The following is a 23,342-nucleotide window of genomic DNA, read 5'->3' as shown; positions in this document are numbered from 1 at the left end:
CACGTCGCCTTCTAGTGCTTGAGCAGGTTCGCGTCATCGAGCGACGCGGACCTGCGGGTTCGGAAGATCTGCATGATGATCGCGAGGCCCACGACCACCTCGGCGGCGGCCACGACCATCACGAAGAAGGCGACGACCTGCCCCTCGATGTCCCCGTGCATCCGGGCGAACGCGACGAACGCCAGGTTGCAGGCGTTGAGCATGAGCTCCACGCACATGAAGACGATGATCGCGTTGCGTCGGACGAGGACGCCGACCGCGCCGATGGTGAACAGAAGCGCCGCGAGGACGATGTAGTTCATCGGGTCCACGAGGACTCGACCTCCTGTCCATTGCCGTTGCCGTTGCCGTTGCCGTTCTCTCCGCCGTCGGCGGCCGGGGCGTCCGCACCGTCGTCGGCGGGGCGCTCCCGCGGGTCGTCGGCGGGCCCGGCCTCCTTGACGGCGGCCGGGTCCGACGCGCCACCGGGCAGCGCGGACCGCCCGGCCCGGACGTCCACCGGGACACCCGACTGGTACTCGGGGTCGCGGGCGACCAGCACCGGGTTGAGCGAGAGCTTCGAGACGGTGCCGTCGGGCAGCAGCGCGGGCATGTCGATCGCGTTGTGCCGGGCGTAGGTACCGGGCCCGGGCAGCGGGGTGGGGTGGTCGCCGCGGATGCGGTCCTCGGAGATCTCCCGCTGGGTGCGGCGCCGACCCGTGCGGGCGGTGTGCGCGAGCACCATGGCGCCGAGCACCGAGGTGACGAGGAGCGCGGCGGTGGCCTCGAAGGCCACCACGTAGCGCAGCAGGAGTTCGCTGGCGATCCACGGGATCGTGCCGCCGACCGGGGTGGCGGCGGCCGCGATCCCGGCCGGGTCGCCCACGACGATCCGGGTGATCCCGGTGGTGAGGGCGCCGACGAAGCAGATCGCGACGATCGCGGTCATGAGCCGCTGGCCGCGCAGGGTCTCCACGAGGGAGTCGGCGGAGCTGACGCCCACGAGCATCAGGACGAACAGGAACAGCATCAGGACGGCGCCGGTGTAGACCACGATCTGGACGACCATGAGGAACGGCGCCTCGTTGATGCCGTAGAAGATCGCCAGGCCGACCATGGCGAGCGCCATGGACATGGCCGAGTGCACGGCCTTGCGGGAGAAGACCACTCCCAGGGCGCCGAGCACGACGATCGTGCCGAGGACCCAGAAGACCGTGGCCTCCCCGGAGCCGATCGGCGCCGCGGCGAGGTGCTGTGCGGGGGAGGCGGGGGTGAGCGGGTTCAACGGACCGCCCCCGTGTTCTCCGGCCGGTCCTGGGTCCCGTGCTCACCGCGCCCGGTGGCGTAGTAGTCGAGGTCGCTGTCGCCGAGACGCATCGGGTGGGGCGGCTGCTCCATGCCCTCGCGCAGCGGGGCCAGCAACTGCTCCTTCGTCCAGATCAGGCTCTGCCTGCTGTCGTCGGCCAGCTCGTACTCGTTGGTCATGGTGAGGGCCCGGGTCGGGCACGCCTCCACGCACAGACCGCACAGGATGCACCGCAGGTAGTTGATCTGGTAGACGCGCCCGTACCGCTCACCGGGCGAGTACCGGTCGTCCTCGGTGTTGTCTCCGGCCTCCACGTAGATGGCGTCGGCCGGGCAGGCCCAGGCGCACAGTTCGCACCCGATGCACTTCTCCAGGCCGTCGGCCCACCGGTTCAGCTGGTGCCGACCGTGGAAGCGCGGCGCCGTGGGGCGCTTGACCTCCGGGTACTCGACGGTGGGCACCTTCTTGAACATCGTGTGGAAGGTGACACCGAAACCCTTGACGGGGTTGAGCCACTCAAGCACCGGTAACCTCCCCCTTCTTCTGGTTGCGTTCGGCGGTGGCGGCCGGGGCCGTCCGCGACGGTTCGGCGAGCACGCTGCTGCCGTAGTGGGCGGCGGTGCTCGGAGGCACCGGGAACCCGCCGAAGGAGGGTTCCTTGTGTGCGCGGCGCGCGTTCTCGGCGCGCTGGCGGGCCTCCTCCGCGCGCTCGCGGCGCACGAAGCGGACCCAGGCGGCGATGGCCGCGATCGTGGCGGCGGAGAAGCCCGCGACCACACCGGCGATCACCAGCGGGTGGGCCTCGTCGAGGACGAGCATGCGGACGACGGCCACGCCGGTGATCCACACGAGCTGGATCGGGATGAGGACCTTCCAGCCGAGCTTCATGAGCTGGTCGTACCGGACGCGCGGGAGGCTGCCCCGGGCCCAGATGAACAGGAACATGACGGCGACGAACTTGAGCAGCCACCACAGGGCGGGCCACCAGCCCTCGTTGGCGCCGGGCAGGACCGCGGTGACCCCGGGCGGGGCGTACCAGCCGCCGAGGAAGAGCGTCACGGACACGGCCGCGACGGTGCACATGTTCACGTACTCCGCGAGGAAGAACATCGTGAACTTCATCGACCCGTACTCGGTCATGAAGCCGCCGACGATCTCGCCCTCACCCTCCGCCAGGTCGAACGGGAGACGGTTGGTCTCGCCGATCATCGTGACGATGTAGATGAGGAAGGAGGGCAGGAGCAGCACCGCGAACCACAGGTTCTCCTGGGCCGCGACAATGCCGGAGGTGGTGAGCGTGCCCGCCATGATGAAGACCGCGACGAAGGACAGGCCCATCGCGATCTCGTAGCTGATCACCTGTGCGGAGGCGCGCAGGCCGCCGAGCAGGGCGTACGGCGACTGGGAGGCCCAGCCGCCGAGCACGAACCCGTAGACGCCGAGCGCGGCTGTGGCCAGGACCAGCAGGGCGGCGATCGGCAGGTCGGTGAGCTGGAGCGGGGTGAGCACCCCGAACATGTTCACCTCGGGCCCGATCGGGATGACCGAGAACGCGAGGAACGCGGGCACCGCCGCGATCATCGGCGCCGCGATGTAGACGAACCGGTCCACCCCGCGCGGGATCAGGTCCTCCTTGAGGGAGAGCTTGATGCCGTCGAACAGGGACTGGAGGAGGCCGAAGGGCCCCATCCGGTTGGGTCCGTGGCGCTGCTGCATCCGGCCCATGACCTTGCGGTCGGCCATGATCATCATGAGCACGCAGATCATCAGGAAGACGAAGATCGCGAGCGCCTTGATGGTGGTGATCCACCACGGGTCGTTCCCGAAGGCGTTCAGGGTGCTCTCCGAGGCCAGGACGGCCGCGCGCGGATCGAGAGCGGCGGGGGTCACTGCTGCCTCCCGTTGGTGGTGGGCGCGGCCAGGATGACCGTCTGCCCGGCGGTGCCGCCCAGGTCACGGCGGATGTCGCAGCCGTGGGCGTTGGCCGGGAGCCAGACGACCCGGTCGGCGATGTCGGTGACGACCACGGGGACGGTGACCGAGCCCCGCTCCCCCGTGACGCGGAGGGCGCCGCCGTCGGGGACGCCGACCTCGTCGGCCGTGGCCTTGGACAGGTAGGCGCGCGGCGGGCGGGCGGTACCGGCGAGGTAGGGCTCGCCGTCCTCCATCCGGCCGGTGCCCAGGAGCTGGCGCCACGTGGAGAGCAGGGCCTGGCCCGCGGCGGGCTCGGGGAGCGCGGCCGGACGGACCGAGGGTCCGGCTGGCCGGTCCCCCACCCACACGCCCAGTTCCAGGAGCTCGTCGTAGGCGCTGGTGGCGTCGGGCAGCCCCAGGTGGACGTCCATCTCGTTGGCGATCGCGGACAGCACCCGCAGGTCGGAGAGGGCGCCGGGCACCTTGAGCGCGTCGCCGAAGGGCCGGTGGCGGCCCTCCCAGTTGACGAAGGTGCCGGACTTCTCCGCCACGGCGGCCACCGGCAGCACCACGTCGGCGCGGTCGGTGACGTCGCTGGCGCGCAGTTCGAGGCTGACGACGAACGGCACCCGGGCCAGGGCCGCGCGGGCGGCGTCCGGGTCGGGCAGGTCGTCCAGCTCGACCCCGGCGATGACCAGGGCGTCCAACTCGCCGGAGGCGGCGGCCGCGATGATCGCGTCCGTGTCGCGTCCGGGGGCGTCCGGCAGCGAACCGACGTTCCAGACGCGGGCCACCTCGGCGCGGGCCGAGGCGTCGGCGACCGGACGGCCCCCGGGCAGCAGGCCCGGCAGCGCCCCGGCGTCGACCGCTCCGCGCTCACCGGCGCGGCGCGGCACCCAGGCCAGCCGGGCCCCGGTGCGTTCGGCCAGGGCGGCGGCCGCGGTGAGGGCTCCCGGGACGGCGGCGAGCCGCTCGCCGACCAGGATCACGGAGCCCTCGTGGCCGATCGCCTCGACCACGTCGGGGTGGTCGGCGTCCAGGGCGTTGAGGACGCGCGCCTCGTCGCCCGGAACGGTCCGGACCAGGGTTCCCGACGTCTTGGTGAGGCCGAGGCTGGCGTGCGAGGCGATCGAGTAGACCTTCAGTCCCCGCTTGCGGGCGCCCTTGCGCAGGCGCAGGAACACGGACGGCGACTCGTCCTCGGGCTCGAACCCGGCCAGCAGGACGGCGGGCGCCTTCTCCAGGGCGGTGAAGTCCACGCCCACCGGGGTCCCCGCCACGTGGGCGGCGAGGAACGCGGCCTCCTCCTCGGAGTGCTCGCGGGCGCGGGCGTCCACGTCGTTGGTGGCCAGGGCCACGCGGGCGAACTTGGCGTAGGCGTAGGCGTCCTCGTAGGTGAGGCGGCCGCCGACCAGGACGCCCACGTTGCCGCGCGCCGCGCCCAGCCCCTGGGCGGCGAGGCTGATCGCCTCCGGCCAGGACGCGAACTCCAGCGCGCCGGAGTCCTCGTCGCGGACCAGGGGGCGGGACAGGCGGTCGGACCGGGTGGCGTAGGTGAACGCCCACCGCCCCTTGTCGCAGTTCCACTCCTCGTTGACCTGCGGGTCGTCCCCGGCCAGTCGGCGGGTGACCTTGCCCCGCCGGTGGTCGGTGCGCTGCGCGCAGCCGCCCGCGCAGTGCTCGCACACGCTGGGGGTGGAGACCAGGTCGAAGGGGCGGGACCGGAACCGGTAGGCCGACCCGGTGAGCGCGCCCACGGGGCAGATCTGCACGGTGTTGCCGGAGAAGTAGGAGTCGAACGCCTCCCCCTCGGCGATGCCGACCTGCTCCTGTGCGCCGCGCTCCATCAGCTCGATCAGCGGGTCTCCCGCGATCTGCGCCGCGAAGCGGGTGCAGCGGGCGCACTGGATGCAGCGCTCACGGTCCAGCAGCACTCCGGTGGAGAGCGCGATCGGCTTGGGGAAGGTCCGCTTGACGTCGACGAACTCGGTCTCCCCCTGCCCCGTGGACATGGCCTGGTTCTGCAGGGGGCACTCGCCGCCCTTGTCACAGACCGGGCAGTCCAGCGGGTGGTTGATCAGGAGGAACTCCATGATCCCGCGCTGGGCCCGCTCCGCCACCTCGGAGGTGAGGTGGGTGTTGACCACCATCCCCTCCATGACGGTGATGGTGCACGACGCCTGCGGCTTGGGCATCCCGCGCCCGTTGCCCATGTCGGGGATCTCCACCAGGCACTGGCGGCAGGCCCCCACCGGGTCGAGCAGCGGGTGGTCGCAGAACCGGGGGATCTGGATGCCGAGCAGCTCGGCGGCCCGGATCAGCAGGGTGCCCTTGGGGACGCTGATCTGGAAGCCGTCGATGGTGACGGTGATCAGGTCCTCCGGGGGCGGGGCGGGCGAGGATCCGCCCGAGGTGTTGGAGGTGACGGTCACCGGTTCCCTCCCTCTTCCGTGGTCGGCCGGTCCGCCCAGAGGGTGGACCTGGAGTGGTCGAAGGGGCAGCCGCCCTTCTCGAAGTGGTCGACGTACTCCTGGCGGAAGTGCTTGATCGACGACATGACGGGGCTGGTGGCACCGTCGCCCAGCGCGCAGAAGGAGCGGCCGAGCAGGTTGTCGCAGATCTGGAGGAGCTTGTCGATGTCGGCCTCGGTGCCCTCGCCCCGCTCCAGGCGGTCCAGGACCTGGACCATCCAGAAGTTGCCCTCGCGGCAGGGCGTGCACTTGCCGCAGGACTCGTGGGCGTAGAAGGCGATCCAGCGGCCGACGGCGCGGACCACGCAGGTGGTCTCGTCGAAGATCTGGAGGGCGCGGGTGCCGAGCATGGACCCGGCGGCGCCCACCGACTCGAAGTCGAGCGGGGTGTCCAGGTGTTCGTCGGTGAAGATCGGTGTGGAGGAGCCGCCCGGGGTCCAGAACTTGAGCCGGTGCCCCTCGCGGATGCCGCCCGCCATGTCCAGGAGCTCGCGCAGGGTGATCCCGAGCGGCGCCTCGTACTGGCCGGGGTTGGTGACGTGCCCGGACAGGGAGAAGAAGCCGAACCCGGCGGACTTCTCGGTACCCATGGACGTGAACCACTCGGCGCCGTTGGCGACGATCCCGGGGACGCTGGCGATGGACTCGACGTTGTTCACCACGGTGGGCGAGGCGTAGAGCCCGGCCACGGCGGGGAAGGGCGGCTTGAGGCGGGGCTGGCCCCGGTAGCCCTCCAGGGAGTCCAGGAGGGCGGTCTCCTCACCGCAGATGTAGGCGCCCGCCCCGGCGTGCACGACGACGTCGAGGTCGAAGCCGCTGCCGAGGATGTTCTTGCCGAGCAGCCCCGCCGCGTAGGCGTCGGCCACCGCCTGGCGCAGGCGGCGGATGACGTGGAGGACCTCACCGCGCACGTAGATGAAGGCCTGGTGGGACCTGATCGCGTACGAGGCGATCGCCACCCCCTCCACCAGCACGTGGGGGTTGGCGAGCATGAGCGGGATGTCCTTGCAGGTCCCCGGCTCGGACTCGTCGGCGTTGACGACGAGGTAGCGCGGGTTGGGGTTGTCCTTGGGCAGGAACCCCCACTTCATCCCCGTGGGGAAGCCCGCCCCGCCGCGACCGCGCAGGCCGGACTGCTTGACCAGGTCCACGATGGAGTCGGGCTCCATGGTGAGCGACCTGCGCAGGGCCTCGTAGCCGCCGGTGGCCCGGTAGCCGTCGATGGTGAAGGAGTCGGGGCGGTCCCAGTCGCGGGACAGGATCGGGGTCAGGGTGGTCACTTGGCGCCCTCCTCACTCTGTTCGGGGCGGGAGGGCAGGTTGTTCGGGTCCGGCGCCGTCCAGCCGTGGCGGTCGGCGACGCGGAGACCGGCCAGCGAGGGTCCGGACGCCTGGACGCCCTCGCCCGCGCGGCCGTCGTCGAACCCGGCCAGCACGCGCGAGGCCTGCTTCCAGGTGCACAGGCTGGCGGGACCGCGCGTGGGGGCGACGTCCTTGCCGAGGCGCAGGTCGTCGACCAGCTGCTTGGCGGTGGCCGGGGTCTGGTTGTCGAAGAACTCCCAGTTGACCATCACGACCGGCGCGAAGTCGCAGGCCGCGTTGCACTCGACGTGCTCCAGGGTGACCCTGCCGTCTCCGGTGGTCTCCCCGTTGGCCAGGTCCAGGTGCTCCTTGAGGGCGGAGAAGATCTCGTCCCCGCCCATCACCGCGCACAGGGTGTTGGTGCACACGCCCACCTGGTAGTCGCCGCCGGGCTGGCGGCGGTACATGGTGTAGAACGTGGCGACCGCCCTGACCTCGGCCAGGGTGATGTCGAGCTGGTCGGCGCAGAACCGCATGCCCTCCGCGCTGACGTGCCCCTCCTCGGCCTGCACCAGGTGCAGCAGGGGGAGCAGCGCCGAACGCGGCTTCGGGTAGCGGCTGATGATCTCCTTGGCGTCCTGTTCCAGGCGCGCCACGACCTCGTCGGTGAAGACCCCGGGGGTCTCCACGGGGGTGTTCTCGTTGGTCTCGCTCACCGGTCCACGCCTCCCATCACCGGGTCGATACTGGCCACGGCCGCGATGACGTCCGCCACCGTCCCGCCCTCGCACATGGCGGCGACGGCCTGGAGGTGGGTGAACGACGGGTCGCGGAAGTGCACGCGGTGGGGGCGGGTGCCCCCGTCGCTGACGGCGTAGCAGCCGAGCTCGCCCTTGGCGCTCTCCACAGCCGCGTAGGCCTGGCCGGAGGGGACCCGGAAGCCCTCGGTGACCAGCTTGAAGTGGTGGATGAGCGCCTCCATCGAGCCGCTCATGATGTGCGCGATGTGGTCCGGGGAGTTGCCCATGCCGTCGGGGCCCAGCGCCAGCTTGGCGGGCCAGCCGATCTTGGCGTCCTCGATCATCACCGGGCCGGGCTGGAGCTTGTCCAGGCACTGCTCGACGATCTTGAGGCTCTCCTCCATCTCGGCGATGCGCACCCGGTAGCGGGCGTACACGTCGCCGCCGTCGGAGACCGGGACGTCGAACTCGTAGTCCTCGTAGCCGCAGTACGGCTTGGCCTTGCGCAGGTCCCAGGCCAGGCCCGAGGCGCGCACGAGCGGACCGGTGACGCCGAGCGCCATGCAGCCGGGCAGGTTCAGGTACGCGACGTCCCTGGTGCGGGCCAGGTAGACGGGGTTCTCGTCGAGGAGCTTGCGCATGGTCTGGATGCGCTTGGGCATCTCCTTGAGCAGCTCGCGCACCTTGCCCACGGCACCGGGCGGCAGGTCCTGCGCCACCCCGCCGGGCCGGACGTAGGCGTGGTTCATCCTCAGGCCCGTGACGAGCTCGAAGATGTCCAGGATCATCTCGCGCTCACGGAAGCCGTTGGTCATGACCGTGGTGGCGCCCAGCTCCATGCCGAACGTCGCCATGGCCACGAAGTGCGAGGCCATCCGGTTGAGCTCCATGAGCATCACGCGGATGACGCTGGCGCGCTCGGGGACCCGGTCGGTGATGTCGAGCAGCTTCTCGACCGCCAGGCAGTACGCCGTCTCGTTGAAGAGCGGCGTGAGGTAGTCCATGCGGGTCACGAACGTGGTGCCCTGCGTCCACGTCCGGTACTCCATGTTCTTCTCGATACCGGTGTGCAGGTAGCCGATGCCCACGCGGGCCTCGGTACAGGTCTCGCCGTCGAGGGTGAGGATCAGACGGAGCACGCCGTGCGTGGACGGGTGCTGCGGACCCATGTTGACGACCAGGCGCTCGGCGCTGGTGCCCTGGGCCTTCTCGATGACGTCGTCCCAGTCCCCACCGGAGGCGTCGATGTAGTCCTCGGTGACGGTCATGCCGTGCCTCCCTTCCGGAGGGGCCTTCGTGTGGCTGGTGTGGTGGCCGCGCGGATCACGTGTAGGACCGCCGCTCGTCCGGCGGGGGCACCGTGGCACCCCGGTACTCGACCGGGACCCCGCCCAGCGGGTAGTCCTTGCGCTGGGGGTGGCCGTGCCAGTCGTCGGGCATCTGGATGCGGGTCAGCGCCGGGTGGCCGTCGAAGACGATCCCGAAGAAGTCCCAGGCCTCGCGCTCGTGCCAGTCGTTGGTCGGGTAGGCCGACACGATCGACGGGATGTGCGGGTCGGCGTCGGGGCAGGTGGTCTCGACCCGGATCTCGCTGTTGTGCGTGATCGACCTGAAGTGGTAGACCGCGTGCAGCTCGCGCCCGATGTCCTCCGGGTAGTGGACCCCGACCACACCCGTGCACAGCTCGTAGCGCAGCGCGGGGTCGTCGCGCAGGAGCCGGACCAGATCCAGCAGCGCCTCACGGCGCACGTGGAAGGTGATCTCGCCCCGGTCGACCTCGACCCGCTCGACGTCGGACTCCCGGCCGACCGCCGTGAGCGCCGCCTCCAGGTCGTCGGCGACCCGGTCGAAGTCGGCGGTGCGGGGGTCGTCGGGGTCGGTGAAGGGGCGCTGGCTCCGGACGGGAGCGCTCCCCCGCACCTGGAGGCCGCCGAACCCGGAGGTGTCACCCGTGGTGGTGGCGCCGAACATGCCGGTGCGCCTGACCGGTGCGGCCAAGCGCTCGCGTCCGAGCTGGTCGGGAAGGTTCTCCGCCGCCTCGTCGCGCTCGTTCTCGTTGCTCATGTCAGTCCTTGGTCACCAGGGGGAGCGATCGGCGGAGCATGCGCTCCTCGGTCTCGGTGATCTCCTGCTCCCGGTGGGCGCCGAGCTTGGTGTTCTGCACCTTGTCGTGGAGCTTGAGCACGGCGTCCAGGAACATCTCCGGCCTGGGCGGGCAGCCCGGCAGGTAGATGTCGACCGGGACGATGTGGTCCACGCCCTGGACGATCGCGTAGTTGTTGAACATGCCGCCGCTGGAGGCGCAGACGCCCATGGCGATGACCCACTTGGGTTCGGGCATCTGGTCGTAGATCTGGCGCAGGACCGGTGCCATCTTCTGGCTGACCCGCCCGGCCACGACCATGAGGTCGGCCTGGCGCGGGGTGGCGCCGAACTTCTCCATGCCGAACCGGGCGAGGTCGTAGTGGGGGCCGCCGACGGCCATCATCTCGATGGCGCAGCAGGCCAGACCGAACGTGGCGGGCCACATCGACGACTTGCGGGCCAGGCCGACGACCTGTTCGACGGTGGTGAGCGCGACTCCGGCCGGCAGTTTCTCTTCGATACCCATCAGCTGAGGACCTCCTCCGGGGTGGGCGGCTGGGTCTGGTCGGGGGTGCGGGGGGTCGGGATCAGTCCCATTCGAGGCCTCCGCGGCGCCATTCGTAGGCGTAGGCGATGGAGACGTTCACCAGGAAGAGGATGATCGCGATGACGCCGAACCAGCCGAGGGCGTCGAAGTGCACAGCCCACGGGATGAGGAAGATGATCTCGATGTCGAAGACGATGAACATCATCGCCGTCATGTAGTACTTGACGGTGAAGCGGCCACCGCCCGCGGGCTGCGGAGTGGGCTCGATTCCGCACTCGTACGCCTGCATCTTGGCCCGGTTGTACCGCTTGGGTCCCATGACCGCACCGGCGACCATCGACAGGACGACGAAAGCGGCGCCGATCCCACCGAGCACGAATATCGGTGTGTACAGCTCCACGGCTCACCCTCCTCCGCTGAATGGCTGGTCGGAGCGCGCGACCGGCTGACTTGTGAACGTTTTCACGTGCTTCTCTCGGCTCTTCCCGACATGTCGTGTGGTGGGGCCGGACCACGGACCACCGCGGTCCGGCCGTACGTGCGTGCGCGCCGTCGACCGCTAGGCGGCGGGCGCCATCTTGGACAGGCCGTTGATGACCCGGTCCATGGCGTCGCCCTTGCTGGGCTCGGTGAGGTTGGCGAGCATCTTCAGTACGAACTTCATGAGCGTGCGCTGACGCAGCCCGTACTTGGTCGCGTACTTCATGAACTCGGGCTGGCCGATGACCTTCACGAAGTAACGGCCCAGCGTGTAGTAGCCGCCGTAGGTGTCGGCGAGGACCTCCGGGTACCGCAGCAACGCGCGCTCGCGCGTCTGCTGGGTGGGGCGTCCGTGCGCCTGCACGATCACGTCGGCGGCGATCTGCCCGGCCTCCATCGCGTAGGCGATGCCCTCCCCGTTGAAGGGGTTGACCATGCCGCCCGCGTCGCCGACGAGCATCAGCCCGCGCGCGTAGTGGGGGACCCGGTTGAAGCCCATGGGCAGCGCCGCGCCGAGGATCTTGCCCTTCTGGTTCTCCTCGGTGAAGCCCCACTCCTCGGGCATCGACTCGGTCCACCGGCGCAGGAGCTTGCGGTAGTCCACGTCCTGGAAGGCGGAGGTGGAGTTGAGGATGCCGAGGCCGACGTTGCTGGTGCCGTCGCCGACGCCGAAGACCCAGCCGTAGCCGGGCAGGAGGACGTCCTTGTCGCCGCTGCGGTCCCACAGCTCCAGCCAGGACTCCAGGTAGTCGTCCTCGTGGCGGGGGCTCTCGAAGTAGGTGCGCACGGCCACACCCAGCGGGCGGTCGTCGCGCTTGCGGACGCCCATGGCGACGGAGAGGCGGGAGGAGTTGCCGTCGGCGGCCACGACCAGCGGCGCCCGGAAGGTCACGGGTTCGCGGTCGGCGTTCTTCGCGTGCACTCCGATGATGCGGTTGCTGCGCTCGTCCATGAGCGGGCCGGTGACGTTGGTGCGCTCCAGGAGCTTGGCTCCGGCCGCCACGGCCCGGTTGACCAGGATCTGGTCGAAGTCGAAGCGGGTGCGCACGAGACCGAAACCGGGGTAGGCGGCCAGGTCGGGCCAGGGCAGTTCGAGGCGCACGCCGGCGCCGACGATGCGGAGCCCGTGGTTCCTGATCCACCCCTCGTCCTCGAAGGTGATCCCCATGGCGGTGAGCTGTTTCACCGCCCTCGGGGTCAGGCCGTCGCCGCAGACCTTCTCCCGGGGGAAGGCGGTCTTCTCCAGGAGGAGGACGTCGAGCCCGGCCTGGGCCAGGTAGTAGGCGGTGGTGGAGCCAGAAGGGCCAGCGCCGACGACGATGACGTCGGCGTCGTACTCGATCCGCTCCCGGCCTCTCGGAGTGGAGGTGGCTGTCTCGCTCACGGATGTGTCCTCGACTACTCGCGCGGTACACCGTGGCGGGTCAGTGCGGGTCCGACCCGCTCACGGGGGGTGCTGTGGGGATGCTTGGGACTTCCGACATGTCTGACATGGGACTTGTGTCTTTAGCCTCGTGGCCTTGTGAAGCACTTCACAAGCCACTTTTCCGCAGTCTAGACCCTCCGGAGCCAGGAGGCGACCCCCGGGGGGCATTCTTCGGGAAATCGGATATTGGGCCCACAAGACTCCACACACCCACCAAAGCAGTCACAAGCCGTCAAAAGTGCAGCTAGCAATACTCGCTTCCCAACAAGGGCCCCTCGAGACACGACACAACCCCAAGGAACAGATCATTCCTTGGGGTTGTGCGGACTTTTTGTGTTATACGAGAAGACTTCGACCCTATGGGCGCTATGTCTGTTTTTACTTCTCTCGGAAACCGCGGTGCAGGGCCACGGTGCCCAGCGTGAGGTTGCGCCACGCGACCCTCGACCACCCCGCGCCCTGGAGGTAGGCGGACAGCTCCGCCTGGTCGGGCCAGGCCATGATCGACTCGGACAGGTAGTCGTAGGCCTCGCTGCGGCCCGAGAACGCCCCGGCGATCTTCGGCAGCGCCGCCATCAGGTACGTCGAGTACAGCCGGTCCACGAACTCCACCGGGATGTGGCTGAACTCGCAGATGACCAGCCGCCCGCCGACCCTGGTCACCCGGTGCAGCTCCCGCAGCGCCTGGTCGACGTCGGCGACGTTGCGCAGCCCGAAGGAGATCGTCACCGCGTCGAAGGTCTCGTCGGCGAAGGGCAGCGAGAGCGCGTCCCCGGCCACGAAGGTGACCCCGCCGCGCGAGGCGCCGCCACGGCGCCGGGCCCCGTTCTGGAGCATGCCCAGCGAGAAGTCGCAGGCGACCACGCGGGCGCCCTTCTTGATGAAGGACTCCGAGGAGGTTCCGGTACCCGCGGCCAGGTCCAGCACCAGCTCGCCGCTGTGGGCGTCCACCGCGTCGACCACCGCGCGTCGCCAGACGCGGTCCTGGCCGAGCGAGATGACGTCGTTGACGAGGTCGTAGTTCTCAGCGATGCCGTCGAACATCGCGGCGACGTCCTGGGGCTTCTTGTCGAGCTTCGCGCGGGTCATGGCACCAGACTAAGGGGGTCCGGCGAGCGGAGCGGACCGGGTGCGGCGGGAGCCGGGGACGACGCGGGACAAGCGGACATTCAGTCACTCCGAGTAATTAAACCTCTACTACGTGCAATGATGAGGGTGCCGAAACCGCCTAACGCGCGCCCGAGGAGTCCCGTGAAACCGGCCCGTTCCTTCGTCGCCCTGACGATGAGCACCCTGCTCTTGTTCCCCCTGGGGGTCGCGACCGCCGCGCCCGCCCTCGCCGCGCCCCACCAGGGCGTGGTCAGCGAACAGCCCGTCCAGTGGACCCCGCACGTGCTGGACGGCGCGATCAAGGACATCCTCCGGATCGGCGACACCGTCGTGGTGGCCGGGGAGTTCGGCCGCGTCTCGGACGCCGACGGCGGCCGCACCCACGACCGGAGCAACCTGTTCGCCTTCCGGCACGGCACCGGCGAGGTCCTGTCCGGCTTCGCCCCGCAGGTGGACGACACCGTCACCTCCCTCGCGGAGGGCCCGGGCGGGTCAGTCATCATCGGAGGCCAGTTCACGAGGGTCAACGGAACCGACCGCCGAGGCGTCGCGCGCGTCGACCTGGCCACCGGCCGGAGCGTCTCCGGGTTCGGCGCCGCGGTCGACGACGGCAGCGTCTACCGGATCGCCAGCGACGGGGACCGCGTCTACCTCGGCGGGAACTTCACCGCCGTGAACGGGGAGGAGCGCACCGGGCTGGCCCGGATCGACGCGTCGACCGGGAAGGCGGACGCGGGCTTCACCCCCACCATCTCCGACCAGCGCCGGGGCAGGCTCCGCGTGCAGGAGCTGGCCCTGAGCCCGGACGGGCGCAGGCTCGCCATCAACGGGACCTTCACCAAGGTGGACGGGCTGGACCGCTACCAGATCGCCATGATCGACACCGGCTCGGGCACGCCCACCGCGTGGTCGACGGCGGCCTACGAGGCGGAGTGCGACTACGCCTCCATCCACACCTACATGCGGCAGATGGACTTCGCCCCGGACGGCTCCTACTTCGCGGTGGTGACGGCGGGCGGCCCGAAGATGAAGCCGGGGCTGTGCAAGTCCACCGCGCGGTTCGAGAACACCGACACCGCGAACGCCGAGCCGACCTGGTCCAACCTGACGGGCGGCGACTCCCTGTACTCGGTCGAGGTCACCTCGTCCGCCGTCTACGTGGGCGGCCACCAGAGGTGGATGGACAACGAGCAGGGGGCCCTGAACCCGGGGCCGGGCTCGGTCGCGCGCGAGGGCATCGCAGCGGTCGACCCCGCCACGGGCCGGGCACTGCCCTGGAACCCGGGCCGCTCCCGGGGCCACGGCGTGGAGGCGCTGCACGCGACCACCGACGGTCTGTACGTCGGCAGCGACACCGAGCGCCTGGCCGACGAGTACCACGCCAGGCTGGGCATGTTCCCGGTCGCCTGAGGAACGGCCGGGACGAACGCGCGGGGTGGTCTCCGAGAACTCGGAGGTCCGCCCCGTCCGTCACTTCTGGGTCTTCTCCGCTTCCTGGGCGCGCAGGATCTCGTCCTGGATCTCGTCCTCACGGGCGGCTCCGCCCTCCAGGCGGTCCCCCACGGCCTTGTCCTGCTCCCGGCGCCTGCGCGACCACGCGTCGACCGAGGCCGACATCTGGTCGCGCCACTTGGACAGGAGGACGTAGGACGCGAAGCCGCTGATCACCCACGCGAGAACCAGGGCGATCCAGGAACGGGCGCCGAAGAGGTAGACGACACCGAAGGCGCCCGCGAACAGCGCCACGCGGGCGGCGGTATAGGTCAGCCAGCTACGCATCAAAAAGCCTCACAACAGACGTTTGCCTTCGCTACATTGGGCATCGCACCCATCCGCGCAGATCACACACGCGGACGGCCGAGTCATGCGACCGAGGCCGAAGGGGTGGTGTCCCGGATCAGGCAGCCCTGCCTCCAGGTTAAGGGCGGGTCTTCACCGGCGTGCACCAGGGCGGGGTGTGTCCCGTCGCAGGCCGCACGCGGTCGGCGCTGGATTCAGATAGTCATGGGATGTTTCCAATCCCGACAGCCGGGTCGGAACATCACGTTCCGATCACATATCCCCTGCTTCTCCCCCGAACGCCGCAATTTCTCCGAAAACTAGGGAGGAAACGGACCAACTCGTGCACACTAGGGGATCAAACGCCCGCCGCCCCCTCAGTCCAGGCGGGCACGATTGGGGGAATGTGAAGGTGGAACGAGCAAGCGAACGCCTGTTGACCCCCGGGGAAGTGGCCTCACTCTTCCGGGTTGATCCCAAGACCGTGACTCGCTGGGCCGCCTCCGGGCGCATCAGCAGCATCCGGACCCCCGGCGGCCACCGCCGCTTCCGGGAGTCCGAGGTACGCGCCCTCCTGCTCGGCGAACCGAGCGAGAGCACCACCTGAGCGACGTTCGAGGCACTCCCCCGACGACCCACGCGGTTCTCCCCGCACCCGGACGGTGTCCCCGACCGGGAGGGGTCGACAGCGCGAGTAGGCTGGAACCATGGTGTGGCTCGGTGGCCTGATCACGCTCGTGTCGATCGTTCTATGGGTGTACGCGTTCTTCGACGCGCTGACCACCCCTGCCCAGGAGGTCCGCAACCTCCCGAAGGTCCTGTGGCTGGTCGTCATCGCGCTGTTCCTACCGGTGGGATCGATCCTGTGGCTCTTCCTCGGCCGACCGCCCAAACCCGTCTCCGTCCTGGGCAACGCGGCCTCCCCGGCGCAGGCCGTCAAGTCCGTGGACGACCTTGACCCGTCAGACTTCGCCCGGCCCTCGGACAGCCCGCACCCCCTCGGACCCGACGACGACCCGGAGTTCCTCAGGAACCTGAACCGTCGGATCGACCCGGAGGACTGAGGCTCCGCGGGACCGGCACCCAGCACCACCGCGCACCGCGCGTCCTCGTCACGAAGGCGGGGCCGTACCCGTCCGGGTACGGCCCCGCCTTCGTCTCGCTCCGGCCCGAATCAGGCGTAGGAGTGGAGCCCGCTGAACATGTAGTTCACGGCGAAGAAGTTGAACATGACGGTGAGGAACCCGATCACGTTGATCCAGGTCGCCTTGGGGCCGCGCCAGCCGCCGGTGGCGCGGGCGTGCAGGTAGGCGGCGTAGATCACCCAGGAGATGAACGACCACACCTCCTTGGGGTCCCACCCCCAGAACCGGCCCCAGGCCTCGTCCGCCCACACCGAACCGGCGATGACGCCGAACGTCCACAGCGGGAACGCGAAGAGGATGAACCGGTGCGAGATCCGGTCCAGCAGCTCGGGGCTGGGCAGGCGACCGGCGATCCCGACCACCTTCTCCCCCAGGGCCCGCTTGGCCTCGGCCCGGTGCGCCACCAGGTAGGTGATGCCCGCCGCGCCGGAGACCATGAACGCGCCGCCCGCGATGATGACCGCGGAGACGTGGATCGGCACCCAGTAGGACTGGAGGGCGGGAATGAGCGGGCCCGGGTCCACGTACAGCCACCGCACCCCGATACCGAGCAGGAGCAGGACGGGGACCAGCACGAACGCGCCGAGGAAGCGGGCCTGGTACCGCCAGGCGGCGTAGAGCAGCGCGCCGACGGCCACCAGGCACATCGCCACGACGAACTCGAACATGTTGCCCCACGGCCAGCGTCCCGCCGCCAGTCCCCGGGTGATGATCTGGGCGAGGCCGAACACGAATCCCAGCGCCGTCACGCCCAGGGCGATCCGGCCGAGCACGCTCTGGGAGGCCGCGGCCTCGCCCTCGTGCGTGCGGACGCTGACCTCGATGTCGTCGTCGGCGCCCTCGACGGAGCCCGCTCCCACGGGCATGAGGCGTCCCGCCCTGAGCTTGGTGCGTCGTCCGTAGGCGGCCTCGATGGCGAAGAGGAACAGCGCGGCAGCGTACGTCACGATCATCGCGATGATCAACGTGTCACTGGCCGACGCCATCGTCTCGTCCACCGGTCCGGCGAGTGTGTACGTCACCGGTCACTCCCTCTTGTCGTCGACTCTGACGGGTCGGATGTCGTGTGGGGGTTGTCGTCGGACTCGCTCCTGAGTCGTCCGGCAAGTCGTTTGGTGATCTCGTGGAACTCGGCGTTGTCCCCGGCGACCTCGGTCTTGCCGAGCCCGGCCAGCTCCACCCGGGTGGTGCCGTCCGCGCCCTTGGTGGCGCGCACCCACACCCGGCGGGGGCGCACGAACAGGGTGAGCAGCAGCCCCGCCACGGCGGCCGTGGCCGCCCCCAGTGCCGGGAGGCGGGCGCCGTCCCGGTTGCTCTGGAGCGTGGCGTACTCCTGGTAACCGGTGAAGGTGATCGACCCCGCCTCGTCCGGCAGTTCCCAGGTGTCGCCGACCCCGAGGACGGGCGACTCGCCCAGGGACTCCATCCCGGCGGTCTGGAGCTGGTAGACCGACTGCGGATCGACCATGCCGAGATCGCCCCGGTACCCCTCCAGGGTCACCATCGGGTTCTCCGCTCCGGGGAACGTGGAGACCAGTTCGCCCTCGGAGTCCTCGGCCGCGGTGGGCAGGAAGACCCCGACGAAACCGAGCTCCTCACCACCGGTGTCGGGCACCTTCACCACACCGTCGGAGGTGTAGGTCATGGTCTCGCGGTGCAGGAAGGGCACCGCCTGGTCGAAGACCAGGTCGCCCTCGGAGTTGCGCACCTCGAACCGCGGCGCGTACCCGTGCCCCAACAGGTACACCTGCACTCCGTCCACACTCAGCGGGTGGTTGACCTCCAGGGTGTGCTGCCGGTCCTCCGACTCCGGGGACTCCCTGTAGGTCAGCTCCGCCACGTAGGACTCGGCCTGTCCCCGCAGGTCGCCCTCGTCGATGAAGGTGGCGTCGAAGCTGTCGAGGTAGATGGTGAAGGGCTCGAAGGCGTCGGTGTCGGTCCAGTGACCCGGGTAGATCGCGTCGTAGGAGGGCAGCGTGTTGGCGAACCCGTCACCCTCGACCAGCAGCATGTTGCCCCGGTAACCGAAGAACGAGCCCGCCGCCAACGCCAACAGCAGGGCCAGCAGCGCGAAGTGGAACAGCACGTTGCCCGCCTCGCGCAGGTAACCGGTCTCGGCCGAGACCGAGTCCCCGTACCGCTCGACCCGGTACCCCTTCAACACCGACCGGGCCTGCTCCAGGGCGGTCTCCGGGGAGGCGCCGGTGTCGAACCGGGCCACGTACGGCATCCGTCCCAGGTGACGCGGGGTGGCCACCGGCCGCGCCCGCACCGCACGGGCGTGCACCAGCGCCCTGGGGATCACACACCCGGCCAAGGACACGAACAGCAACAGGTAGATCGCCGCGTACCAGGGCGAGGAGAACACGTCGAACAGGTAGAGACGGTCGAGCCACACCGACAGCTCGGGGTTCTCCCGCATGTAGGTGGCGACCTCGTCGACGCTCACCACGTTCTGCGGCAGGATCGACCCCGGGATCGCGCCCACCGCCAGCAGGAACAGCAGGATCAGCGCGGTGCGCATCGAGGTGAGCGTGCGCCACACCCAACGGCCCCACCCGGACAGACCCAACCCCTTCGGGGCGGGCTGGTCCGTCCCGCCCTCCGGGGGCCCGGCCCCGTCGGGCCGTTCGGACGCCTCGGAAGTACGTGTACTCACGTCAGATCACCGTCTGGAAGTTGGCGGCCCAGCCCTGCATGGCGATGGTCATCTGGGTCCACAGACCCGTCACCATCGCCAGGCCGACCAGGACGAGCATGACACCGCCCACCACGGTGACGGTTCGGGTGTGGCGCTTGAGCCAGCCGAACGCGTTGAGCGCCCGGCGGTAGAGCAGCGACGCCACGATGAACGGCAGGCCGAGGCCGACGCAGTAGATCAGGGACAGGAGCATGCCGCGGCCGGCCCCGCCCTCGACGAAGGCCAGGGTCTGCACGGCGGCCAGGGTCGGGCCGATGCAGGGGGTCCAGCCGAGGCCGAACAGGACGCCCAGCAGCGGAGCGCCCGCGAGCCCGGCACGGGGCAGGTGGTGGAAGCGGAACTCGCGCCCCATCCCGGGGAGAACGCCCATGAAGGCCAGGCCGAGCACGATCGTGAGCGCGCCGAGCACACGGGTGATCGGGTCGGTGTAGTCCATGAGGATGTCGCCGAGCCACCCGATGAACCCGCCCACGGCGACGAACACCAGGCTGAACCCGGCGATGAACAGGACGCTGCCGGTGACCATCGTCCAACGGCGCCGCGCGAGTTCGGCGTCGACGTCGACGATGGTGGCGGTGGCCCCCTCACCTCCGGACGCGGCGGCCCCGGCCCGACGTTCGCGCACGTGCGAACCGCTCATGCCGGACACGTACGACAGGTAGCCGGGGACCAGCGGGAGCACGCAGGGGGAGAGGAAGGAGACCAGTCCGGCGGCGAGGGCCAGTGGGGCGGCCAGGAGGAGGGAGCCGCTCAGGACGGTGGGGACGATCGCGTCCATCAGGTGCCGTCCCCGTCCGCGTCGGCCTCTTCGGCGCCCTGGTCGGTGTCGGCCGCGGAGTCGTCGTCGGAGGGTTCGGGCTCCCCGGGCTCCTCGGAGGAGTCGGCGCCCTCGCCGTACCCCTCCAGCTCCGAGATCCGCACCCGCTCCTCGGGATCACCCAGGCCGAACTCCACCACCAACGGATTCAACAGCCCCGTCAACTGCCCGTACGTCGTGGGACCGATCACCCGAGCCGCGATGTTCCCGTCCGGATCGATCACCAGCGTGCTCGGGATCGCCCGCGGCGGCACCGTCTCCCGAAAGGCCTGCGGCACCTCACCCGGCTGGTCGAACAGGCTCGGATACTCCACACCCTTGTTCTCGGTGTAGGCCGCGGCCGCCGTCTCGTTGTCCTTGATGTTCACACCCAGGAAGTCCACGCCCAGATCCCCGTACTCGGCGTGCACCTCGTCCAACACCGGCTGCTCCGCCCGACACGGGCCACACCAGCTCGCCCAGACGTTCACCACCAGGATGCGGCCCTCGAACTCCGACAACGACAGCTCGTCGCCCTCGAACGTGGTCCCCGACACCTCCGGCGCCGCCGCGCGGTCACCGGCCTCGAACACCGTCGCGCTACCGTCACCCGAGATGAACCGGTCCTCCTCACCCCCCGCCTCGATCTCCGTTCCCCCGGCACAACCGGACAGGACGAGAACAGCCGACAGCGCTACGGCCGACAGGGACGGCACGGCACGACGGCGTCGCGTACCTGTGCTGGTACTGGGCATCGAGGGGACCTCGCGAACCGGGTGTGAACAGGGCGGACTACAACAACGACAAAGTGTAGTAGATGCCCTGGGGCCCGCTCAGCCGCCCCGACCGGAGTGAGGACACACGTCAGGGGCGATGCTGGGGAAACATCGCCCCTGAGCGGTCTGCGGATCGGGCGCCGGGCCACAGGGCCCCGCACCCGGGTCCGGTCCGGCCTGTCAACCAGCCTCCACGAAAGCCTCGCGGAGGTAGTCGTGCACGGCCCGTTCGGGGACCCGGTAGGAACGCCCCACGCGAATCGCGGGGAGAACTCCCGAATGCACCATTCGGTAAACGGTCATCTTGGACACACGCATGATCGTGGCGACCTCCGCCACGGTCAGGAACCTGACCTCTTCGAGAGGTGGTTTGCTCCCGTTCATCTTCCGCCGCCCTCATTCCCGGACGTGAGCACTTGTCTACCGTTCAGCCCTGGCGTGTCCGACGGTGGTCGGGAGATCCGGCACGTTCGTGCCCGTCCCACCGACACGCCAGCGTGTCATGCTGTCACTACTGACACGTCCGTTTTCAGAGTAGAGCCGAGTTCCCCTCTGCGGAAGGTCGTTCGTGCCCTCTTCGGAGCCACGCGTTGACCGGGGGGCAGTTGAGGTTTAACGGTGGGTATAAATGGCCGACCCCGCTCAAAGCAGACCCGCTCTCGCCAACACGTAGTCGCGCAACGGCGCGTAGTCCTCAGGCAGATATCCGTCGTCGAGGGGCACGGTGACCAGGAGTTTCCCCTCGTGTTCGGCCAGGAACAGCGCGGGGTCGTTGCAGTCGGCGAAGCCCACCGTCGGCACCCCCGCCTCCCCCGCGGCACCCGCGAACCCGTGGTCGGCGATGACCAACTGCGGCCAAGGCTCACCCCGGTCCGCGAGCTCCGTCAGGATCGCCCGCATCGCGAAGGGGTGGTGGCTGTGCCGGGGCAGGTGCCCGTCCGTCACCAGCGCCACGTCGTCCCGCCAGACCACGATCCGGCGGTGGGGCGGACGTTCGGTGGTGACCTCGTAGGAGTAGCCGCCCGCCGCCGAGAGGACCTTGCAGCCGCGTCCGACCAGCGCGTCCTTCCACGCCTGGTAGGTCTCCCGGAGGTTGCGCGGATGCCCGGTCGCGAACAGCACGTTCTCCTGGCGTTCGGCCGCCAGGGCCAGGCGGTCGGCGAGGGCCTCCAGGGCGTCGATCGTCAGGTCTGGGTCGATCGTGTCGATCCCCCACACGTACTCCTCGTCGCCCACCACACCGCAGCGCTTGTTCATCAGGGCCAGGACCTCGGAGTAGGTCCAGTCGTGCGAGAAGGTCAACCCGAACTGGTGGTACGGGTCCTTCTGCACGAGTCTCCGGTAGTGGCGCAGGTTGTTCTGCCGTGGGGTGTCGACGTGCCCCGCGATCCCCGTGCGAACCAGATAGGTGATGAGTTCGGCGCGTGTCGGCGGCGTCACCTGCGTTCCCCTTCCTCGTCTGCGCGGCGAGACGGTGAAACGCCGCGCGACCACCACGGCGTCGGCTCCTGTTCGCCCGGTATTCATCCCCTTCCTACCCGCTGAACGCCAGCCACGCGGCGATCGAGCAGATTTCACCGTGGTGTGACCCGAGGACGCGACGGGGTCGGCGGGGGCCGGGGTTCAGAGGGTGGGATCGATCCCGTGGCTGGGGAAGACGGCGGTACGGGTGGCGTGGATGGCCCGGTCGACCGGGTCACCCGGGTCGTACCCCTGCTCGAAGGGGGCGAAGGAGACCCCCCGGCCGTCCGTCATGTAGAGCGGGGCCAGCTCGCCGGTGCGCTGGCGCACGAAGTCGCGCCACCCCTGCGGTGTCTCGAGGTCCGGGTCGATGGGCGATCCCGCCGCCTCGGCGAGCAGGTGGGTCCAGGCCCTGGGTACGACGTGGACCAGGCCGTAGCCGCCGCCGCCGAAGAGCAGCCAGCGGCCGCCCGCGGTCTTGCGGGCCAGCTTGTGCAGCTCCTCGTAGGCCCGGCGCTGGCCGTCCACACTGAGGGTGAGGTTGGCCAGGGGGTCGAGGGCGTGGGTGTCGCACCCCTGCTGGGTCACCAGGATCTCGGGCTGGAACTCGTGCAGCAGCGGCGGGACCACGGCGTCGAAGGCGCGGTGCCAGCCGGTGTCGCCGGTGCCCGCGGGCAGGGCGACGTTGACCGCGTACCCCTCCGCGTGGGGTCCGCCGACCTCAAAGGCGTGCCCCGTGCCGGGGAACAGGGTCGCGGGGGACTCGTGCAGGCTGATCGTGAGAACCCGGGGGTCGTCGTAGAACGCGTTCTGGACGCCGTCGCCGTGGTGCACGTCCACATCGACGTAGGCCACGCGCTTGGCGCCCTGCTCAAGGAGCCAGGCGATGGCCAGGGCGGGGTCGTTGTAGACGCAGAACCCCCACGCGTTGCCGTGCATGGCGTGGTGGAGGCCGCCCGCGATGTTGGCGGCGTGCGCGCTCTGCCCGGTCCACACGGCCTTGGCGGCGGCCACCGAGGCCCCGGCGATCAGCGCGGAGGCCTCGTGCATGTGCGGGAACACGGGGTTGTCGGTGGTGCCGAGCATGTGGGTGTCGTCGGGTTCCAGGGTCCGGCCCGCCCGTTTGACCGCCTCGACGTAGGCGGGATCGTGCACCAGGGAGAGAAGCTCGTCCGAGGCGGGCTCCACGTCCAGGAGGTCCACCCCGGCTCCGTCGAAGACCCCGAACGCCCGGCTGAGCGCCATGGTCAGCTCGACCCGGATCGGCGCCATCGGGTGCTGCGGCCCGAAGTCGTAGGTGGTGAGTCCCTCGTCCCATGCCACCC

Annotated in this window: 24 protein-coding genes; 3 read left to right on the top strand and 21 right to left on the bottom strand. The window is 69.9% G+C overall.

The genetic code is table 11. The features are described 5' to 3' along the window. Nucleotides 1-11: 11 nt before the first annotated feature. The 13 genes from nuoK to ACFYL4_RS11685 all read right to left on the bottom strand — a co-directional run bounded on the left by nuoK (nucleotide 12) and on the right by ACFYL4_RS11685 (nucleotide 13,338). Entirely contained in the window at nucleotides 12-311 is a 300-nt protein-coding gene (gene nuoK, locus ACFYL4_RS11745) for an NADH-quinone oxidoreductase subunit NuoK (RefSeq protein ID WP_017543069.1), read from the bottom strand. Continuing rightward, entirely contained in the window at nucleotides 299-1,264 is a 966-nt protein-coding gene (locus ACFYL4_RS11740) for an NADH-quinone oxidoreductase subunit J (RefSeq protein WP_387518258.1), read from the bottom strand. The genes nuoK and ACFYL4_RS11740 overlap by 13 nt, the downstream gene beginning before the upstream one ends. Further along, entirely contained in the window at nucleotides 1,261-1,809 is a 549-nt protein-coding gene (gene nuoI, locus ACFYL4_RS11735) for an NADH-quinone oxidoreductase subunit NuoI (RefSeq protein ID WP_357763683.1), read from the bottom strand. Before nuoI ends, ACFYL4_RS11740 begins: the two co-directional genes overlap by 4 nt. Continuing rightward, nucleotides 1,802-3,175, bottom strand: coding sequence for an NADH-quinone oxidoreductase subunit NuoH (gene nuoH / locus ACFYL4_RS11730; protein ID WP_357763680.1), 1,374 nt, complete (start codon nucleotides 3,173-3,175; stop codon nucleotides 1,802-1,804). The genes nuoI and nuoH overlap by 8 nt, the downstream gene beginning before the upstream one ends. Beyond that, entirely contained in the window at nucleotides 3,172-5,631 is a 2,460-nt protein-coding gene (locus ACFYL4_RS11725) for an NADH-quinone oxidoreductase subunit G (RefSeq protein WP_357763678.1), read from the bottom strand. Before ACFYL4_RS11725 ends, nuoH begins: the two co-directional genes overlap by 4 nt. Next, nucleotides 5,628-6,950, bottom strand: a complete 1,323-nt coding sequence (nuoF, locus tag ACFYL4_RS11720) for an NADH-quinone oxidoreductase subunit NuoF (RefSeq protein WP_357763675.1) — start codon at nucleotides 6,948-6,950, stop codon at nucleotides 5,628-5,630. The genes ACFYL4_RS11725 and nuoF overlap by 4 nt, the downstream gene beginning before the upstream one ends. Further along, nucleotides 6,947-7,687 (bottom strand): NADH-quinone oxidoreductase subunit NuoE, encoded by a 741-nt coding sequence (nuoE, locus tag ACFYL4_RS11715; protein WP_357763673.1) that lies wholly within the window; start codon nucleotides 7,685-7,687, stop codon nucleotides 6,947-6,949. The genes nuoF and nuoE overlap by 4 nt, the downstream gene beginning before the upstream one ends. Continuing rightward, nucleotides 7,684-8,979, bottom strand: coding sequence for an NADH-quinone oxidoreductase subunit D (locus ACFYL4_RS11710; RefSeq protein WP_357763670.1), 1,296 nt, complete (start codon nucleotides 8,977-8,979; stop codon nucleotides 7,684-7,686). Before ACFYL4_RS11710 ends, nuoE begins: the two co-directional genes overlap by 4 nt. 55 nt (nucleotides 8,980-9,034) lie before the next feature. Then, nucleotides 9,035-9,775: an NADH-quinone oxidoreductase subunit C gene (locus tag ACFYL4_RS11705; RefSeq protein WP_387518257.1), complete on the bottom strand. Its 741-nt coding sequence runs from the start codon at nucleotides 9,773-9,775 to the stop codon at nucleotides 9,035-9,037. 1 nt (nucleotide 9,776) lies between these two features. Next, complete coding sequence (locus tag ACFYL4_RS11700; RefSeq protein WP_357763664.1) at nucleotides 9,777-10,322, bottom strand: NADH-quinone oxidoreductase subunit B family protein; 546 nt, start codon at nucleotides 10,320-10,322, stop codon at nucleotides 9,777-9,779. 61 nt (nucleotides 10,323-10,383) lie between these two features. After that, on the bottom strand, nucleotides 10,384-10,743 hold the full coding sequence (locus ACFYL4_RS11695; RefSeq protein WP_017543079.1) for an NADH-quinone oxidoreductase subunit A: 360 nt from the start codon (nucleotides 10,741-10,743) through the stop codon (nucleotides 10,384-10,386). Between the two features lie 159 nt (nucleotides 10,744-10,902). Further along, the gene (locus tag ACFYL4_RS11690; protein WP_357763660.1) at nucleotides 10,903-12,207 is read right to left on the bottom strand and encodes a geranylgeranyl reductase family protein; all 1,305 of its coding nucleotides are present in this window, start codon (nucleotides 12,205-12,207) and stop codon (nucleotides 10,903-10,905) included. A gap of 420 nt (nucleotides 12,208-12,627) precedes the next feature. Further along, on the bottom strand, nucleotides 12,628-13,338 hold the full coding sequence (locus tag ACFYL4_RS11685; RefSeq protein WP_357763657.1) for a demethylmenaquinone methyltransferase: 711 nt from the start codon (nucleotides 13,336-13,338) through the stop codon (nucleotides 12,628-12,630). A 162-nt stretch (nucleotides 13,339-13,500) separates the two neighbouring features. Here ACFYL4_RS11685 and ACFYL4_RS11680 point away from each other — a divergent pair, with 162 nt between their 5' ends. Then, on the top strand, nucleotides 13,501-14,769 hold the full coding sequence (locus ACFYL4_RS11680) for a hypothetical protein (protein ID WP_387518256.1): 1,269 nt from the start codon (nucleotides 13,501-13,503) through the stop codon (nucleotides 14,767-14,769). A 60-nt stretch (nucleotides 14,770-14,829) separates the two neighbouring features. Here the strand turns inward: ACFYL4_RS11680 and ACFYL4_RS11675 are convergent, their stop codons facing one another. Continuing rightward, complete coding sequence (locus ACFYL4_RS11675; protein WP_357763652.1) at nucleotides 14,830-15,138, bottom strand: DUF4229 domain-containing protein; 309 nt, start codon at nucleotides 15,136-15,138, stop codon at nucleotides 14,830-14,832. A 406-nt stretch (nucleotides 15,139-15,544) separates the two neighbouring features. On the opposite strand from ACFYL4_RS11675, the gene ACFYL4_RS11670 reads away from it, so the two are divergent. Together ACFYL4_RS11670 and ACFYL4_RS11665 are read left to right on the top strand one after the other, a co-directional pair. Continuing rightward, a complete protein-coding gene (locus ACFYL4_RS11670) occupies nucleotides 15,545-15,745 on the top strand; it encodes a BldC family transcriptional regulator (RefSeq protein ID WP_026116196.1) in 201 nt (66 codons plus the stop codon). A 100-nt stretch (nucleotides 15,746-15,845) separates the two neighbouring features. Further along, complete coding sequence (locus ACFYL4_RS11665) at nucleotides 15,846-16,202, top strand: PLD nuclease N-terminal domain-containing protein (RefSeq protein ID WP_357763648.1); 357 nt, start codon at nucleotides 15,846-15,848, stop codon at nucleotides 16,200-16,202. Nucleotides 16,203-16,312: 110 nt separating this feature from the next. On the opposite strand, the gene ccsB is transcribed toward ACFYL4_RS11665, so the two are convergent. The 7 genes from ccsB to ACFYL4_RS11630 all read right to left on the bottom strand — a co-directional run bounded on the left by ccsB (nucleotide 16,313) and on the right by ACFYL4_RS11630 (nucleotide 23,340). Next, nucleotides 16,313-17,305, bottom strand: coding sequence for a c-type cytochrome biogenesis protein CcsB (ccsB, locus tag ACFYL4_RS11660; RefSeq protein ID WP_387518255.1), 993 nt, complete (start codon nucleotides 17,303-17,305; stop codon nucleotides 16,313-16,315). Further along, nucleotides 17,302-18,942, bottom strand: coding sequence for a cytochrome c biogenesis protein ResB (locus ACFYL4_RS11655; protein WP_387518254.1), 1,641 nt, complete (start codon nucleotides 18,940-18,942; stop codon nucleotides 17,302-17,304). Before ACFYL4_RS11655 ends, ccsB begins: the two co-directional genes overlap by 4 nt. 1 nt (nucleotide 18,943) lies before the next feature. Then, nucleotides 18,944-19,762, bottom strand: coding sequence for a cytochrome c biogenesis protein CcdA (locus ACFYL4_RS11650; protein WP_357763643.1), 819 nt, complete (start codon nucleotides 19,760-19,762; stop codon nucleotides 18,944-18,946). Next, the gene (locus tag ACFYL4_RS11645; RefSeq protein WP_387518253.1) at nucleotides 19,762-20,496 is read right to left on the bottom strand and encodes a TlpA family protein disulfide reductase; all 735 of its coding nucleotides are present in this window, start codon (nucleotides 20,494-20,496) and stop codon (nucleotides 19,762-19,764) included. Before ACFYL4_RS11645 ends, ACFYL4_RS11650 begins: the two co-directional genes overlap by 1 nt. Before the next feature lie 240 nt (nucleotides 20,497-20,736). Further along, complete coding sequence (locus tag ACFYL4_RS11640) at nucleotides 20,737-20,940, bottom strand: helix-turn-helix domain-containing protein (protein ID WP_013155995.1); 204 nt, start codon at nucleotides 20,938-20,940, stop codon at nucleotides 20,737-20,739. A gap of 258 nt (nucleotides 20,941-21,198) precedes the next feature. Further along, the gene (locus ACFYL4_RS11635; protein ID WP_357763638.1) at nucleotides 21,199-21,996 is read right to left on the bottom strand and encodes a phosphatase; all 798 of its coding nucleotides are present in this window, start codon (nucleotides 21,994-21,996) and stop codon (nucleotides 21,199-21,201) included. A gap of 183 nt (nucleotides 21,997-22,179) precedes the next feature. Next, complete coding sequence (locus ACFYL4_RS11630) at nucleotides 22,180-23,340, bottom strand: acetoin utilization protein AcuC (protein ID WP_387518252.1); 1,161 nt, start codon at nucleotides 23,338-23,340, stop codon at nucleotides 22,180-22,182. Nucleotides 23,341-23,342 lie beyond the last annotated feature (2 nt).

This window comes from Nocardiopsis sp. NPDC006938, assembly GCF_042869555.1.
Lineage (GTDB): Bacteria > Actinomycetota > Actinomycetes > Streptosporangiales > Streptosporangiaceae > Nocardiopsis.
The sequence above is the reverse complement of the archived record's forward strand: the minus strand, read 5'-3'. Positions and strand labels throughout refer to the sequence as shown.

What these genes read in the sequence shown, in the direction of transcription:
- ACFYL4_RS11640 (WP_013155995.1), bottom strand. Translation starts at nt 20,940, where the DNA reads ATGAACGGGAGCAAACCACCTCTCGAAGAGGTCAGGTTCCTGACCGTG.
- ACFYL4_RS11675 (WP_357763652.1), bottom strand. Translation starts at nt 15,138, where the DNA reads ATGCGTAGCTGGCTGACCTATACCGCCGCCCGCGTGGCGCTGTTCGCG.
- ACFYL4_RS11705 (WP_387518257.1), bottom strand. Translation starts at nt 9,775, where the DNA reads ATGAGCAACGAGAACGAGCGCGACGAGGCGGCGGAGAACCTTCCCGAC.
- ACFYL4_RS11700 (WP_357763664.1), bottom strand. Translation starts at nt 10,322, where the DNA reads ATGGGTATCGAAGAGAAACTGCCGGCCGGAGTCGCGCTCACCACCGTC.
- ACFYL4_RS11650 (WP_357763643.1), bottom strand. Translation starts at nt 19,762, where the DNA reads ATGGACGCGATCGTCCCCACCGTCCTGAGCGGCTCCCTCCTCCTGGCC.
- ACFYL4_RS11685 (WP_357763657.1), bottom strand. Translation starts at nt 13,338, where the DNA reads ATGACCCGCGCGAAGCTCGACAAGAAGCCCCAGGACGTCGCCGCGATG.
- ACFYL4_RS11710 (WP_357763670.1), bottom strand. Translation starts at nt 8,979, where the DNA reads ATGACCGTCACCGAGGACTACATCGACGCCTCCGGTGGGGACTGGGAC.
- ACFYL4_RS11665 (WP_357763648.1), top strand. Translation starts at nt 15,846, where the DNA reads ATGGTGTGGCTCGGTGGCCTGATCACGCTCGTGTCGATCGTTCTATGG.